Annotated in this window: 12 protein-coding genes and 1 pseudogene; 2 read left to right on the top strand and 11 right to left on the bottom strand. The window is 67.8% G+C overall.

Annotated elements, in window-relative coordinates:
• Window positions 1-51: 51 nt before the first annotated feature.
• From phnE to JL11_RS00955, 4 genes are all read right to left on the bottom strand, one after another.
• Window positions 52-957, bottom strand: coding sequence for a phosphonate ABC transporter, permease protein PhnE (gene phnE / locus JL11_RS00970; protein WP_370513365.1), 906 nt, complete (start codon window positions 955-957; stop codon window positions 52-54).
• Window positions 954-1970 (bottom strand): phosphate/phosphite/phosphonate ABC transporter substrate-binding protein, encoded by a 1017-nt coding sequence (gene phnD, locus JL11_RS00965; RefSeq protein ID WP_054764039.1) that lies wholly within the window; start codon window positions 1968-1970, stop codon window positions 954-956. The genes phnE and phnD overlap by 4 nt, the downstream gene beginning before the upstream one ends.
• Window positions 1967-2773, bottom strand: a complete 807-nt coding sequence (gene phnC, locus JL11_RS00960) for a phosphonate ABC transporter ATP-binding protein (RefSeq protein WP_054764038.1) — start codon at window positions 2771-2773, stop codon at window positions 1967-1969. Before phnC ends, phnD begins: the two co-directional genes overlap by 4 nt.
• Window positions 2774-2916: 143 nt before the next feature.
• Window positions 2917-4149, bottom strand: a complete 1233-nt coding sequence (locus JL11_RS00955) for a DUF2254 domain-containing protein (RefSeq protein ID WP_054764037.1) — start codon at window positions 4147-4149, stop codon at window positions 2917-2919.
• Window positions 4150-4391: 242 nt separating this feature from the next.
• On the opposite strand from JL11_RS00955, the gene JL11_RS00950 reads away from it, so the two are divergent.
• The gene (locus tag JL11_RS00950; protein WP_054764036.1) at window positions 4392-5657 is read left to right on the top strand and encodes a type III PLP-dependent enzyme; all 1266 of its coding nucleotides are present in this window, start codon (window positions 4392-4394) and stop codon (window positions 5655-5657) included.
• A gap of 80 nt (window positions 5658-5737) precedes the next feature.
• On the opposite strand, the gene JL11_RS00945 is transcribed toward JL11_RS00950, so the two are convergent.
• The 7 genes and pseudogenes from JL11_RS00945 to JL11_RS00915 all read right to left on the bottom strand — a co-directional run bounded on the left by JL11_RS00945 (window position 5738) and on the right by JL11_RS00915 (window position 13938).
• A complete protein-coding gene (locus JL11_RS00945) occupies window positions 5738-8143 on the bottom strand; it encodes a hypothetical protein (protein ID WP_054764035.1) in 2406 nt (801 codons plus the stop codon).
• Entirely contained in the window at window positions 8140-9030 is an 891-nt protein-coding gene (locus JL11_RS00940; protein ID WP_054764034.1) for a hypothetical protein, read from the bottom strand. Before JL11_RS00940 ends, JL11_RS00945 begins: the two co-directional genes overlap by 4 nt.
• A gap of 67 nt (window positions 9031-9097) precedes the next feature.
• On the bottom strand, window positions 9098-10228 hold the full coding sequence (locus tag JL11_RS18120) for a CobW family GTP-binding protein (protein ID WP_054764033.1): 1131 nt from the start codon (window positions 10226-10228) through the stop codon (window positions 9098-9100).
• A gap of 43 nt (window positions 10229-10271) precedes the next feature.
• Window positions 10272-10496, bottom strand: a complete 225-nt coding sequence (locus JL11_RS00930) for an alkylphosphonate utilization protein (RefSeq protein WP_054764032.1) — start codon at window positions 10494-10496, stop codon at window positions 10272-10274.
• Window positions 10497-10589: 93 nt separating this feature from the next.
• Window positions 10590-12736, bottom strand: a pseudogene (locus JL11_RS18165) (NAD(+) synthase).
• A 231-nt stretch (window positions 12737-12967) separates the two neighbouring features.
• Window positions 12968-13729 (bottom strand): type I methionyl aminopeptidase, encoded by a 762-nt coding sequence (map, locus tag JL11_RS00920; RefSeq protein WP_054764031.1) that lies wholly within the window; start codon window positions 13727-13729, stop codon window positions 12968-12970.
• Window positions 13726-13938 (bottom strand): ParD-like family protein, encoded by a 213-nt coding sequence (locus tag JL11_RS00915; RefSeq protein WP_054764030.1) that lies wholly within the window; start codon window positions 13936-13938, stop codon window positions 13726-13728. The genes map and JL11_RS00915 overlap by 4 nt, the downstream gene beginning before the upstream one ends.
• Before the next feature lie 317 nt (window positions 13939-14255).
• Between JL11_RS00915 and ftsY the strand changes: the two genes are divergently transcribed.
• Window positions 14256-15191 (top strand): signal recognition particle-docking protein FtsY, encoded by a 936-nt coding sequence (ftsY, locus tag JL11_RS00910; RefSeq protein WP_054764029.1) that lies wholly within the window; start codon window positions 14256-14258, stop codon window positions 15189-15191.
• Window position 15192: the final 1 nt, after the last annotated feature.

The following is a 15192-nucleotide window of genomic DNA, read 5'->3' as shown; positions in this document are numbered from 1 at the left end:
AGACCAGAGGATTGTGAAGGTTTTTCCGGCAATGAGCGTGAGGTCGGGGCCTTACAGCAGGCGCTTGCGCATCACCTGGGACAGGGTGTCGATCAGGGTCACGGCGACCACGATGACGATGGCGATGGCGGCGACGCGGCTGTAGTCGAAGGCCTGGATGCTTTCGAACAGGGTCTGGCCGATGCCGCCCGCGCCGATCAGGCCCAGCACCGTGGCCGCCCGGCTGTTGGATTCGAACCGGTACAGGGCGAAGGAGGTCCACAGGGGCGCCACCTGGGGGAAGACGCCCCAGACGATCTCATGCAGCTTGCCGGCGCCGGTGGCGCGCACCCCCTCGACGGGCCCCTTGTCGATCGACTCGACCGCTTCGGAAAACAGCTTGGCCAGGACGCCGCCGGTGTTCAGCGCAAGCGCCAGCACCCCCGCCAGCGGGCCCAGGCCGACGGCGACGATGAACAGGGTGGCGATCACCAGGTCGGGGATCGAGCGCAGCAGGTCCATGACCCGGCGCACGATGAAGACCATCCAGCCGGGCGCTATGTTGCGCGACGCCATCAGGCTGAGCGGCAGGGCCAGGAAGACGGCCAGGAAGGTGCCCCACAGGGCGATCTGCACCGTCAGCCACATCTGACCCGCCAGGCTGGCGGTCGGCTGGGTGAAGACATGGGTGAAGGCGGTCCAGAAGTCCCCGGGCGGAAAAATGGCGCCCCAGTCGGGCCGCAGCAGATCCGCCCCATAGGTCGAGATGTTCGACGAGCCCGAGAAGAGCCGGCCGATGTTCTGCATGTCCACCTTGCCGAAGCTGGCGATCAGGATGATCGCCAGACCGCCCCACAGCATCAGGTCGAACAGGGTTGAGGACAGGGGCTTCTTCGGCGCGGCGGGAACGGCGTCCGGGGCCAGGCCGCCGCGGGCGGCCTTGTCGGCGGCGGCAATCTCGGCGGCGGCGTCGGTCAAGGCTGGACCTCGCGCTTGGCGCGCAGGGCGGCCAGTTCGCGTTCGGCGGCGGCTACGGCGGCCTGGTCGTTCTTGGCCTTGGCCTCGGCCAGCTTCTGGTCGGCGACCATTTCCCGCACCGGGTCCAGATAGGAATCGTCTGCGGCGCGGAACATCGAATAGTTCAGCCCCGCCAGCACCTGACGTTGACGGTCGGCTTCAGGCCCCTGGCCCTGGCCGTAGGTCAGGAAGAAGCTGCGCAGCTTCTCCTTCAGCACCGGGTCCAGGTCTTCGCGGATGACGATGCCCGATTCCGGGATCGGCGGAGAGACCCAGATGTCCTCGATCTGCGACGCCAGCTGCGGGTTCTCGCGGCGCATGAAGACGGTGTTGACCGAGTTGGAGGTGGCGACATCGACCACGCCCGTGGCCACGGCGAAGGCGTTGGCCTGGTGGCTGGCCGAGCGCACGGTCTTGAAACACTGGTTCGGCACGATGCCGCGCGGATTGAACAGGAAGGTCAGGGGGGCCAGGGTGCCCGAGGTCGACTGGGCGTCGCCGATGCCGAAGTCGTACTGCTTGCCGCAGGCCAGAACCTTGTCCAGCGTAATGCCCGAACCCTTACGCACGATCAGGGTCGAGGTGTAGCTGTCGCGGCCTTCCGGATCGACGATCCGGGCGATGACCTCGCCCTGGGCGCGGTCCACGGCCTCCAGGGCCGGCTTGGCCGAGAACCAGGCCACCTGGGTCTGGTTGAAGCGCATGGCCTCGATCAGGACATTGTAGTTGCCGGCGAAGAAGGGCTTCACCGGAACGCCGATCGCCTTGGACATGTCGTCCAGCAGGGGCTGCCACAGCGGGCCGGACGAGGCCTGGCCTTCGGCCGACAGGATGGAGAAGGTCAGTTCCGACGGCATGGCGCCGGACGCCTTCTTGTCCTCGCCGCCGCCGCACGAGGCGACGCCCAGCAGCAGGACCGCGGCGCCGGCCGCTGCGAACAGACGACGGGAAAGAGATGTGCGGGACAGGCTCATGCCTTGGTCTCCCAGAACGCGTCCTCGAATTCGGGACCGTAGATGTCGATGAGGCGCTGGTGGTCCAGGCCCGTGGCGGGACCGTCATAGACGATCTTGCCGCCCTGCAACGCGATGACGCGGTCGCAGTAGCGGATGGCGTAGTCGACCTGGTGCAGGGTGACGATCACCCCCATGCCGTCGCGCCGATTCAGCTCGACCAGCAGCTCCATCACCTTGCGGGCCGACACCGGGTCCAGCGAGGCGACCGGCTCGTCGGCCAGGATGGCCTTGGCGCCCTGGACGATGGCGCGGGCGATGGCGCCGCGCTGCTGCTGACCGCCCGACAGCGTGTTGGCGCGCTGGCCGGCGTAGTCGCTGACCCCGACCCGGTGCAGGGCGGCCATGGCCCGGTCCTTGTCGGCCTGGGGCCACAGGCCCAAGAGGCCCTGCCAGGTCGGCAGGCGGCCCAGCGCCCCCAGCATGACGTTGGAGAACAGGGTCAGTCGGCCGACCAGGTTGAATTGCTGGAAGATCATGCCCAGCCGCGCGCGCGCCTGGCGCACGGCGCCGGTGACGCGGCCGTCCTTCTGCACCGTCTCGCCGAAGACGCTGATCGTCCCCTTGCCGGGGTCGATGGACTGAAGGCCGGTGATGGAGCGCAGAAGCGTGGACTTGCCCGATCCCGACGGACCGATCAGGGCCACCATCTCGCCCGAGGCGACGGAGATCGAGACGCCGTCCAGCGCCTTTCGCGATCCGAAGGTCTTCGACACGTCACGCGCCAGGACCAGGCCTGGGGCGGCGGCTGCGGATGAACTCATGAACTCGCTGGGAAGGCTGTGGCGAACGGGCGCCGCATGACGCGACCGGGGCGTTTGGGCAAGTCTTAATCGCACGTCCGGCGCAATCTCGTCCAGACCCCGTCGTCCGCGCCGCCTTGCAACCTGGTGTCGCAGCGGCCCTGTCAGCGCGCCAGGGCGACCGCCTCCAGCCGTCGGATGTCCGCCTCGATCGGCAGGGCGGCGCGCGATCGCTCCACGGCCGTCTGGGCCAGGACGGCGACCGGCCCGGCCAGTCGCGGCGTGGCCGCCAGCGCGGCCAGCCCTTTCTGCAGCCGCACGGCCACGGCCAGATCGCCCGCCCCATAACGGGCGATCGGACCGAACAGGTCTTCCAGCAGCTCTTCGGCCGCGACCCCCGGCCCCAGCAGTCGGTCGCAGCGCGGCGGCCTGGGCCCGTCGTCTTCGGGCGTCTGAACCCAGACGTCCAGCAGCCGCACCCCCGTCCCGATCACCTGAATGGCCGTGCCGGGGTCGTTGACGCCGGGCGACAGGGCCTTGGCGGCGATCTCGCCCAGGACGATCAGTCCGAACCGCGGATCCTGGTCGAAGGAGCGCGAATCTCCCAGGGCGAAGGCCGAACGGAAATCGGCCTGGGCCTCTTCGTCGCAGGCCGCCAGGCTGATGCGCGCCAGCACCGCGCCGCGTCGTACGAAGGCGCCGGGAGGGGCGACGATCTCCACCTGACAGTCGCGCGCCTCGGCCATGGCCTGAAGCCGAGAGGGATCGACGTTCTGGACGTAGCCGGTGCAGGGGGCGACGATCTCGGCGCCCGTGGTTAGCCGGCCCTCCCGGCCGCCGAAGAAGGGGGCGTCGCGCCGCGTTTCCAGGGCCTTCAGCGCGCGCGCCTCCACCAGGTCGATCGTATGGCCGACCCGCGCCAGGCTGGACAGACGGTTGATCCAGGCCAGCAGCCGAAAGGCCACCAGCCCGACCATGGCCAGGCTGACCAGGAACAGAATGGCCCGCCCGTTCTGGCCGTAATAATGGGCGTTGATCGCCGTCACCGAGACGATGGCGTAGAGGAAGGCGCCGACGAAGGTGGCCAGAGCCTTCTGGGTCTCGTCGTCGGAGGTCACCAGGGCGGCGACCCGGGGGCTGGCGGCTGTGGAGACCGACGTATAGGCCGTCACCATGGCGCCGACGGAGAAGGTCGCCACGCCCAGCAGGCTGGAGGCCAAGATGGTCAGGATGGATTCGACCGACTCGCCGCCCAGCCGTTCGGCCATGTCGTCGGGCACCCAGGGGGCCAGGGCGGCGGCCAGCAGGGCGGCGGCCACCCCCACCCCGGCGTAGACGGTCGCCTTGACCCACAGTTGGCGCGTCCATTTGCGCCACAGGAACAGCCACCGATTCATTGCGCCCTCCAGCCGAGGCAACGGCGCAGAACCGCTGCGGTTGCCTGACCGCCGTTCAGCTGACCGCCGTCAAAGGGAATTGTGACAGTCAATTCGGCCTCGAACCCAGGTCCTGTCACGAAAAAACCCCTTTACATGACAGTCCAATGCCCCCATATCGCGCCTTCCGGCGGACCCCGTAGGTCTGATGCTGCGCCGCTAACGCCGGTCTGGGTTTAACAATTAGCAGGGGGTTACGTGAATTGCGCACGTACCAACTTCCCCTGGACCTGGTCCGTGAGCGGTCCCCTGAGCGTCCCGTCGCCCTCGTGCGGCCGCGCTCGGTTTCCGTAGCGGCGCTCTGGTTCCAGGATAATCTGAAAGCCGACGTCTTCTATGCGGTGAAGGCGAACCCGTCCGCCTGGGTCATCCAGACCCTGGTTGAATCCGGCGTTCGCAGCTTCGACGTCGCCTCTCTCGCCGAGATCGAACTGGTCCGTTCGGTCAGCCCCGACGCGCGCCTGGCCTTCATGCACCCGGTCAAGAGCCGCTCGGCCATCACCAAGGCCTATTTCGACCACGGCGTGCGGACCTTCTCGCTCGACTGCGTGGACGAGTTGAACAAGATCCTCGACGCCACCGGCGGCGCCGACGACCTGAATCTGATCGTGCGCATGGCCGTCTCGGCCGACGGGGCCGCCTACACCCTGTCGGGCAAGTTCGGCGTGCCGGTCGATCAGGCCCCGGCCCTGCTCCTGGCCACGCGCCAGGCGGTCAAGAACGGGCTGATGGGCGTCAGCTTCCATGTCGGCAGCCAATGCATGCGCCCGACCGCCTATCAGGCCGCCATGGCCCAGGTCGGCCGGTCGATCAGCCGCGCGGGCGTGATCGTGGACATCGTCGATGTCGGCGGCGGCTTCCCCTCGGTTTATCCGGGCATGGTCCCGCCGGACATGAGCGAATACGCCGACGCCATCCATCGCGGCTTCAACGAAATGCCGGTGTCGGAAACCACCGAACTGTGGTGCGAGCCCGGCCGGGCCCTGGTCGCCGAATCCTCATCGATCCTGGCCCGCGTCGATCTGCGCAAGGGCGACGCCCTGTATCTGAACGACGGCTCCTACGGCTCCCTGTTCGACGCCACCCACTCGCGCTGGCCCTTCCCGACCAAGCTGGTCCGGGACGGCGAAGCCTCGGGCGAGCTGAAGGCCTTCCAGTTCTACGGCCCGACCTGCGATTCGATCGACCATATGCCCGGCCCCTTCTGGCTGCCGGCCGACATCCGCGAAGGCGACTTCATCGAGATCGGCATGCTGGGCGCCTATGGGGTGGCCATGACCACCGGCTTCAACGGCTATGGCGAGCATGAGATCGCCGCGGTCGAGGACGCCCCCATGGCCTCCCTCTACGGCCTGGCCCCGCGTTCCATCCCCACCGTGCGCACCACGGCGGAAGAGAACGCGCGCAAGGTCGTGCGCCTGTCGCGACCCAAGGGCAAGGCGGGCCAGCGCAAGAAGGCCCGGCGCTGAGCCTTCCAACAGCCTTGCGGCGCTGAACCGGTCGATGGATCGGCGGCTCCGCAAGGCCTGGGGGTTTCAGGCTGCCGGGATCAGCCCTTTTTGGCGAAAACGGCGTAGCCCCATCGTCCCAGGTGAACGAAGAACAGGATGAGCGCGACGGTCATCAGCCCTTCTGTTAAAGACAGGATCAAGTTTCCCGCCCAGGGGGCCGAGGGCAGAAGCCCGAACAACTGACGCGCCGGCTCCGAGTCCTTGCCTTCTCCGCCGGCCGCCTTCTCGCCGATCCAGTAGAACATCTGCCCCGCGCCGAACACGCCGGTCATGCTGAGCAGGAAGTTCAGATGACGGCCGCGTTTGGCCGCCGCCTCTTCCGCATCCTTCTGCTTGCGCTCGGCCGCCGCCTGGGCTGCATCCGCCCGCTTCTGCTGGCGGCGGGCCAGGTCGCTGGCGTGGTCCTCCAGGCTCTGGATCGCCAGGGACAGGGCCTTGTTCTTGCGGCTGACGCCCCGCAGCTCCTCCAGCTTTTTGAACACGTCCCGCTCGGTGTCGTAGCGGAAGGGATTGGCGTGTCTGAACCTTTCGTACTGGGCGAACTCGGCCAGCTTGGCCTGGTTGATGGCGAACTCCGCCTGGCTCAGCCGGTCCTCGCCGTCCAGCGGCTCCCGATCCGCCAGGGCGCGGATGCGGGGATCGTCGGCGGGCGCGCGCTCGTCCACCAGGGCCTCGATCCGATCGATCCGTGCCATGGTCTTCTGCTCATGCTCCCGCGCCAGGAACTCGTTGTGCAGGGCCAGGGCGTGGATCAGGAAGGCGTAGGGGCAGGCGCCGATATAGTCGTTGCCGATCTCCAGGCTGCGGCTCTTGGGCACATAGGTGATCATGGCCCGGTGGTTGGCGTAGCGGACGAAGAACCGCTCGTCGCTCTGTTCGGAACTGTCGGGATAGATGGGGTCGATGCTGTCCAGGATCTCCGAGGTGTCCTGGTTCATGAAGTCTATGATGTTCTGGTTGAATCCCGCCAGGAACAGATAGTCCAGACAGTCCGCCCGCGCGATTTCGAAAGCGGGAAGGTGATGCTCGATCGGCGTCTCCAGCCGGGGGCGCGCCTCGGCTTCGTCCGGCTTGCGAAAAGCCTTGATCTGGACGGCCTGGCCGGTCCGCATCGCCTCGACGAAATCCGCCATCCGCGCCTGCGGCGTCGCCCTGTCCGAGATCGGCAGCCACCGGCCTTCGTCGCCGCGCGCCGGGTCCGGCGTCGGATTGCGACGCACGAAGACCCCGTCTTCCAAGGCGGCCTCATAGTCCGCCCGGCGCTCGACCCAGTTCCAGAACTCAGGATCAGCCCTTTCGCCGGCCTTGGTCCCTGCGGGCGGGGCGCCCAGATGCACCGCCTTGGGCGGTCGGCCGTTCACGGGCTTGGTCAGGGCGCGGATGCGGTCCTGATACGGGTCGTAACAGAGCGGCTGCACCATCCGCTTGCGCGGTGCCGGGATCTTCGTCGCCTCGTCCACCGGCATCAGCCGGTCGAAGAAGCGTTCGTCGTGCAGCATGAACATGAAGCGCGACTTGGGCGCCTTCAGCCCCGGCGTCTCCATGACGGGCGCCAGTTCCAGCAGACGGGTTTCGAAACCGGGCCTGGGCGGCTTGGAGGGATCGAGTTCCGCCGCCAGACGGGGGAACAGGCGGACGGCGTCGCGCTCGAACACCGTCCTGACGAACGGCCAGAACCGCTGGGGCTCAGCCTGGGTCGGGGCCTGGCCCTCAGGGCCGGTCGCTCGCCTTACCCTGATGTCGTCCAAAGGACCGATGTCCAGCTTGGTCTCGCTGAAGACGTCCAGGAAGGGGTGGGGATCGGCCTCGGCAGGCTTCAGGCGCTGCGGGTCCAGCACATATTCCTTGGGCGCGGCCAGCTTCTGCAGCAGGGACAGGAAATAATAGGTCGAGGGGTCGTAGCCCGAGCGCCGGCGACCCTCCGCATCCACATAGCCGCCGCCGTAATAGTGGCTGAAGCTGAGGTGGTAGCTCAGGGAGCCGTCGTTGTGGGACAGCCAGAACCGGCGCAGCCGCACCAGCCGGTCATCGTCCATTCCGGGCGGATGGGCGTGAAACCGCACCCCCTCGGTGGTCCAGGAGACGGACTTGGGCAGGCTGAAGATCAGGTCTTCATGGCTTCGGATGGCCAGCGCAGCCTCGTCCAGGTTCTTGATTCCCGCATCGTCCGCCGTGGACAGCAGGAACTCCTGCAACTCGCCCCGGATTTCGCGATCGGCGATGTCGTTCATCAGGGGGTCGATGGCGTGGCCCAGGGCGAGGGACGGCAGATGGTTCCTCTGGGTCCGGCGAAAGACGGGCGGCTCGATCCGCTCTCCGGGCGCCAGATTCAGGGCCTCGGCCACCCGATCCGGCCCGATATAGAGCGACAGGGTCCAATACAGGGCGCCCGAGCGCGCCTCTTCATAGTCGTCCGTCTCCGGCCGCCCGCCTCGCACCGTCATTGACCTGCGGCCTCCCTCGCCAAGTCCCGGAAACTGTCGAACCCCGTCCCCCGGCCGGACCGCAGCCGCGCCAGGGCCGGGGTCATCGGCAACAGGGCCGCCGGCTCCCGGCGCGCGGCCAGGTCGGCGATCTGGCGCTCGGCCGCTCCGCCCGGCGGTGGGGCCTCGCCCTTCAGCACCGAAATCCGGAAGAAGCTCTCCAGATGGTCGTGCAGCAGACCCGCATCCACCGCCTCGCCCGGATAGTCGACGGCGGCGTAGATCAGCCCGTCCTCATCGTCCTGATCCGGCGACAGGGCCGGCTGGACATAGGGAAAGTCCACCACCTCGGCTCCCATCCGCGCCCAGATCGCCAGTCGATCCACCTGATCCAGGCCCGAACGCAGGGTGTCGGCGGCGGCCTCCTGCGGCGTCAGGCGCAAGGGATCGTTCTGTTCGATGAAGACGGCGGTCTGGGCGTTCGCACCGGCGTCCAGGGCCTGGGTCGCCAGTCGGCGAACCGCCGAAAGCGCCAGGCGCAGCAGGCCGCGCCCCCGCGCCGCCTCCTCGACATAGACATAGTTCAATGCGACCGCGATGTCCGGCGCCGAGGGCCGGTTTACGGCGGTGGCCAGGAAGTTGATCCCGCCCAGACGCGCGCCGCCTTCGTCCTCCAGCACCGCAACCAGTTCGCAGTGGGTGCGGCCGAACGCCCGGCGATGCGTCCGGTTCAGGGCCAGGCATTTGCGAAAACCCGCCAAATCCTCGCGCTCGTCCGGCAGGACGAAGGCCCGGTCATAGCCTTCGAAGAAGCGGGTCAGGATCGACGACTCCGGATCGGCCGAGGCGAGGGCGCGCACGCCCGAACCCAGGTCGATCGCCAGATTCGGCTGACTGTGCTGTTCCAACGGTCCCGCCCCCAAACAACGGCCAGTTGGCATGGGGCGCGCGGGCGACGCAAGCCCGCCGGACGGTTCAGGCCGCGCAGGCCTCGAACCCGGCCTTCAGCTCCGCCTCGTCCAGATCGCGGCCGATGAAGACGGCGCGGCTCCAGCGGCGTTCGCCCTCGCCCCATTCGCGCTGCAGGTCGCCCTCCAGGATCATGTGGACGGCCTGGAAGACCAGGCGGCGGTCTTCGCCCTTCAGGTCGATGATGCCCTTGGCGCGCAGGATGTTCTGGCCCTGTTCGCCCAGCAGACGGTCCAGCCAGGCGGTGAACTTCGCGCCGTCCAGCGGCCGGTCCAGCGACAGGGAAATCCCCTTGATGTCGTCCTGGTGGGCGTGACCGCGCGCCCCGTGGCTGTGGTCATGATCATGATGATCATGGTCATGGTCATGGTCATGATGATGGTGGTCATGGCCGCAGTGTTCGTCATGCACATGGCCATCGGCGCCGTGCGGCGGGTTCACGAAGTCCGGCTTGACCTCCAGGATCCGGTCCAGGTCGAAGGCGCCCAGGCCCAGCACCTGATCCAGCGGCACGTTCGACCGTTCGGCCCGGACGATGGGCGCCAGGGGGTTCAGCGCCCGCAGACGGGCCTCGACCGCCTCCATCTCTTCCGGGGTCGCCAGATCGACCTTGTTCAGGATGATCCGGTCGGCGAAGGCCACCTGTTCGCGCGCCTCCTTGGAGTCGTCCAGCCGCGCCATCACGTGCTTGGCGTCGACCAGGGTGGTGACGCTGTCCAGCTGGGTCTTGGCCTTGACGTCCTCGTCGACGAAGAAGGTCTGGGCCACCGGGCCGGGGTCGGCCAGGCCCGTGGTCTCGACGATGATGGCGTCGAAGGCCGGCTTGCCGGGACGCTGGCGCTTCATCAGGCCCGAGACCACCCGGATCAGGTCGCCGCGCACCGTGCAGCAGACGCAGCCGTTGTTCATCTCGAACACGTCCTCGTCAGCGCCGACCACCAGATCATTGTCGATGCCGATCTCGCCGAATTCATTGACGATGACGGCGTAACGCTTGCCGTGATCCTCGGTCAGGATTCGGTTCAAGAGGGTGGTCTTGCCCGCGCCGAGATAGCCGGTCAGGACGGTGACGGGAATCTTGCCGCCCGAACCCTGGGGGGCGGCGGTCGAGACGGGGGCGTCGAGGGTGTCGGTCATGGCCGCTAGATGGCGGCTGAGGTTCCGTTTGGGAAGAGGGGCCTTAAGCCTTCTTCACGAACTCGGTGCGCAGGACCAGGCCGCGCACCTTCTCGACATTGGCCTCGATCTCGTCGGGGTCGCCGGTCAGGCGGATGTTCTTGACCAGGGCGCCGCGCTTCAGCGTCACCCCGCCCGAGCCCTTGACCTTCAAATCCTTGATCAGGGTCACGTTGTCGCCGTCGGCCAGGATGTTGCCGTTGGAGTCTTTGGTCACGTCTTCGGTCATGGCGAAGCTTCTAGCGAGGGGATCGCCAAATATCCACGCTAAAGATATGGCTATTGCACAATGCCTCCTCCCCACATCGAGGGGAGGAAACAGTTAGTCCGGCACATTGGCCTCCAGCTCGTCCAGCCAGACCCGCGCATTGCCGTCCGACGGGGCGCGCCAGTCGCCGCGCGGGGACAAGGAGCCGCCCGTCACCACCTTGGGCCCGTTCGGCAGGGCCGAGCGTTTGAACTGGGCGGTCTGGAAGAAACGGATCAGGAACTTCCGCAGCCAGGCCTTGATGGCGGCCAGGTCGTACTCGACCTTTTCATCGTCGGGCGTATTGGCGGGCCACTGTCCGGCGCCGGCCTCGCCCCAGGCCTGATGCGCCAGGAAGGCGACCTTGGACGGCGCCATGCCGAAGCGGCTGATGTAGAACAGGAAGAAGTCGTTCAGCGCATAGGGGCCGACCGTCCCCTCGGTGGACTGGATCGCCCCGTCCTTGGCCGGAACCAGTTCGGGCGAGATCTCGGTGTTCAGAATGGCGTGCAGCGTCGGGCTCGCCTCGGCGCCGACCAGTTCGCGGTCCGCGACCCAGCGGATCAGATGGCGGATCAGGGTCTTCGCCACCCCGCCGTTGACGTTATAGTGGCTCATATGGTCGCCGACGCCATAGGTGGCCCAGCCCAGGGCCAGTTCCGACAGGTCGCCGGTCCCCAGCACAAAGGCCCGGTTCTGGTTGGCCAGGCGGAACAGATAGTCGGTCCTCAAGCCCGCCTGAACATTCTCGAAGGTGATGTCGTGCACCGGCTCGCCCGCCGCATAGGGGTGGCCGATGTCACGGAACATCTGTTCGGCCGCCGGGCGGATGTCGATCTCGGCCCCCGTGACCCCAAGCGCCTTCATCAGGGCCCAGGCATTGGACTTGGTCCCGTCCGAGGTCGCGAAACCCGGCATGGTGAAGCCCAGTATGTTCGACCGCGGCAGGTTCAGCCGGTCGAAGGCGCGGCAGGCGACCAGCAGGGCCTGGGTCGAATCCAGCCCGCCCGAGACGCCGATCACCAGACGTTCGCCCTTGGTCGCCGCCATTCGGCGCATCAGGCCCTGAACCTGGATGTTGAAGGCTTCGTAGCAGTCCTGATCCAGCCGCCCCGCATCGTCCGGCACGAAGGGGAAACGGTCCAGCGGCCGGATCAACGCGAATCCTCCCCCCCTGGGGGAGGTGGCGCGGCGCGCAGCGCCGTGACGGAGGGGGGCGCCCCAACCCCCTCCACCGCTTCGCGGTCCCCCTCCCCCAAGGGGGGAGAATTGCGCGCCATGAAGGGGACGACGGTCGCGGCCTCCCCCTCGTTGCGGGCGCAGTCGGCGAAGGTGCCGTTTCTCAGCCGGTCCAGGCCGATCCGGTCCACGTCGATATCGGCGATCGTCAGATGGTTCTCCAGGGCGAACCGTTCGCCCTCGGCCAGTTTGGACCCCAGCTCGTGGATGGTCGCCTGACCGTCCCAGGCCAGGTCGGTGGTCGATTCGCCCCAGCCCGAGGCGGCGAAGACATAGGCCGACAGGGTCCGGGCCGAATGGCTGGCGCTCAGCATGGCCCGCTCGTCCGCCTTGCCGATGACGATGTTGGAGGCTGACAGGTTCAGCAGGATGCGCGCCCCCGCCAGGGCCGCCCGGGTCGAGGGGGGCAGGGGCGCCCAATAGTCCTCGCAGATCTCGACCGCAAAGACGAAGCCCGGCCGGTTCGTCGCCTCGAAGACCAGGCCCGGCGCGAAATCCACCGTCTCGCCGTTCAGCCGGATCACATCCTCGGTCCGCGCCGTCGCCGGGGCGAACCAGCGCTTCTCATAATATTCGCGATAGTTGGGCAGATAGGTCTTGGGGACCACGGCCAGCACCTCGCCCCCGCCCATCACCACGGCGCAGTTGAACAGGGCGTCCCCGTGGCGCAGCGGCGCCCCGACCACGGCGATCAGCTCATGCTCGGCCGTCGCCCCCCCGGTCGCCTGGGCCAGGACGGCGACCTGCCGCTCCACCTCGTCCAGCAGGGCCGCCTGCATATGCAGGTCGTCGATCGCATAGGCCGACAGCGACAGCTCCGGAAACACCATCAGGTCCACGCCCTGGTCCGCCGCCTGCCGGATCAGCGCCAGATGCGCCTGAGCGTTCGCGACCGGATCGCCCACATGGCTGACCGGCGTCGCCGCCGCCACCCGCACGAAGCCGTGGGTCTTGGGCGAGAAAAAGGGGTGGCTCTCGGTCATCGCATCGTCCGCATCACCCGGCCCGCGCCGGCCGAACCTCTATAGCGGGGAATGACGTACGGCGGGAATGGTTCGGCGGCCCCATTCCCCCCCCCCCCCCTTGGGGGAGGGGGACCGCCGTAGGCGGTGGAGGGGGCGACGCCGCACCGCTGCCAGACGCTTCACGCCCCCTCCGTCTCGCCGCTTCGCGTCGATCCACCTCCCCCCAGAGGGGGAGGATTTCAGACGGCTTCACCGCGCCTCGTCCGGCCTCAGGGTCAGCACCCGCACCCCGTCCGCCGTCACCGCCACCGTATGTTCGAACTGGGCCGACAGCTTGCCGTCGGCCGTCGTCACCGTCCAGCCGTCGTCCTCGGTCCGCACCGTGCGCACGCCCTGGTTCAGCATCGGCTCTATGGTGAAGACCATGCCTTCCTTCAGGGGCAGGCCGGTCCCGGCCCGGCCGAAATGCAGCACCTGGGGCTCTTCATGCATCTCGCGCCCGATGCCGTGGCCGCAGTAGTCGCGCACGACCGAATAGCCGGCCGCCTTGGCGTGGCGTTCGATGGCGAAGCCGATGTCGCCCAGCCGGGCGCCTGGCCGCACGGCCCTGATCCCCTTCCACAGGGCCTCATAGGTGGTGCGCACCAGCCTGCGCGCCTGGGGCCCGACCGAGCCGATCAGATAGGTCTTAGACGAATCGGCGATGAAGCCGTCCTTCTCAAGCGTTATGTCCAGATTGACGATGTCCCCGTCCTTCAGCACCTCGTCCGCCGAGGGCACGCCGTGGCAGACCACGGCGTTTCGCGAACTGTTCAGCACGAAGCCGTAGCCGTACTGACCCTTGCTGGCCGGTCGCGCCTTCAGCTCATCGACGATGAAGGCCTCGACCCGGTCGTTGATCTCCAGGGTGCTCATCCCCTCCAGGGGCAGGCCGTCCAGATGGGTGAAGACCTGGGCCAGCCGCCGCCCCGCCTCGGCCATCAGGGCGATCTCGGCCGGGGTCTTGGTCACGCCGCCGCGTCCGTCAGGTCCGGCGTCTCCACCCCCGCCGCCCGCAGCTCGCGCGCCATCAGTTCCTGAAAGCTCATCCCCGGATGGGTTTCGCACAACATGCCCAGCCTGATCCAGAAGGCGGCCTGGGCGTTGATCGACCGATAGGAGGCCTTGCTGGCCCGCCGCAGCTGTTCGTGCAGCTCATCCTCGATATTGACGATGCCCATGGGATGGCCCTGATATGATTCGAATATGTTTCGTATATCTCTCCCTCTCGGCGCGGCGCAAGCCGGCGCGGGAGATCCCCAGGTCCGATGCGACGTCGCCTCTGCAATATCAATCGGTTGCAGCTGCTGGAGCCAATCGACCGTTCGCCCCGCCCCACCGGCGCATAATGCGAATAGCGACGGAGGGGAGAGGCAATCGGACACATCGGACACATCGGACACTGTTTTTCCGACGTCCGCCCCTTCGGCAAGGCGGCGGATCGTCCGACGTCGCGAATGCGGGTGACGCCGGGGCTTGCGGGAGCTAAAGCCCTGTCATGACCGATACGCCGAAAAAGGGCTGGTTCCAGCGCCTGTCGCAAGGGCTCTCCCGCTCCTCCAAACAGATGACCGACCAGGTCGTCTCCGCCTTCGTCAAGGAGCCCCTGTCCGAGGCTTCGCTGGAGCAGCTGGAAGAGCATCTGCTGGAAAGCGACCTGGGCCCCGCCGCCGCCGCCCGCATCGTCGAGCGGTTCCGTTCCCTGAAGTTCGGCAAGGACGCCCCCGAACGCGAGGTCAAGGAGGCCCTGGCCGAGGCGGTCGCCGCCGAACTGGCGCCGCGTCAGGCGACCTTCGATCCCCTGTCCGGCCCCAAACCCTATGTGGTCCTGTTCGTCGGGGTGAACGGCTCGGGCAAGACCACGACCCTGGGCAAGATCGCCGCCGATCTGACGGCCAAGGGCGCCAAGGTGATGATCGTCGCCGGCGACACCTTCCGCGCCGCGGCCCGCGAACAGCTGAAGGTCTGGGCCGAACGGGCCGGCGCCCATTTCGAAAGCCGCCGCGACGGGGCCGATGCGGCGGGCCTGGCCTTCGACGCCTATGCCAGGGCGCGGGCCGAGGGGTTCGACGTGGTCCTGATCGACACGGCCGGGCGGCTGCAGAACAAGTCGGCCCTGATGGACGAACTGCTGAAGATCGTGCGGGTGCTGAAGAAGGTCGATCCGGACGCCCCGCATGACACCCTTCTGGTGCTGGACGCCACCGTGGGCCGCAACGCCCTGGCCCAGGAACAGATCTTCGGCCGCACCGCCTTCGTCACCGGGGTGGTGATGACCAAGCTGGACGGAACGGCGCGCGGCGGGGTGCTGGTGCCCGTGGCCCAGGCGTCCGACGCCCCCCTGATGCTGATCGGCGTGGGGGAGGGGGTGGAGGATCTACAGCCCTTCGACGCCCGCGCCTTCGCCCGCTCCCTGGTGGGGCTGGAGGACTGAA

This window comes from Brevundimonas sp. DS20 (genome assembly GCF_001310255.1).
GTDB lineage: Bacteria > Pseudomonadota > Alphaproteobacteria > Caulobacterales > Caulobacteraceae > Brevundimonas > Brevundimonas aurantiaca.
Note: the sequence above shows the minus strand (reverse complement) of the source record. Positions and strands in the feature narration are given on the sequence as shown.

Bases quoted from the DNA above. Each gene is read 5' to 3' on its own strand.
- phnD (WP_054764039.1), bottom strand. From the start codon at position 1,970: ATGAGCCTGTCCCGCACATCTCTTTCCCGTCGTCTGTTCGCAGCGGCC.
- phnC (WP_054764038.1), bottom strand. From the start codon at position 2,773: ATGAGTTCATCCGCAGCCGCCGCCCCAGGCCTGGTCCTGGCGCGTGAC.
- JL11_RS00955 (WP_054764037.1), bottom strand. From the start codon at position 4,149: ATGAATCGGTGGCTGTTCCTGTGGCGCAAATGGACGCGCCAACTGTGG.
- JL11_RS00945 (WP_054764035.1), bottom strand. From the start codon at position 8,143: ATGACGGTGCGAGGCGGGCGGCCGGAGACGGACGACTATGAAGAGGCG.
- JL11_RS18120 (WP_054764033.1), bottom strand. From the start codon at position 10,228: ATGACCGACACCCTCGACGCCCCCGTCTCGACCGCCGCCCCCCAGGGT.
- JL11_RS00930 (WP_054764032.1), bottom strand. From the start codon at position 10,496: ATGACCGAAGACGTGACCAAAGACTCCAACGGCAACATCCTGGCCGAC.
- JL11_RS00915 (WP_054764030.1), bottom strand. From the start codon at position 13,938: ATGGGCATCGTCAATATCGAGGATGAGCTGCACGAACAGCTGCGGCGG.
- ftsY (WP_054764029.1), top strand. From the start codon at position 14,256: ATGACCGATACGCCGAAAAAGGGCTGGTTCCAGCGCCTGTCGCAAGGG.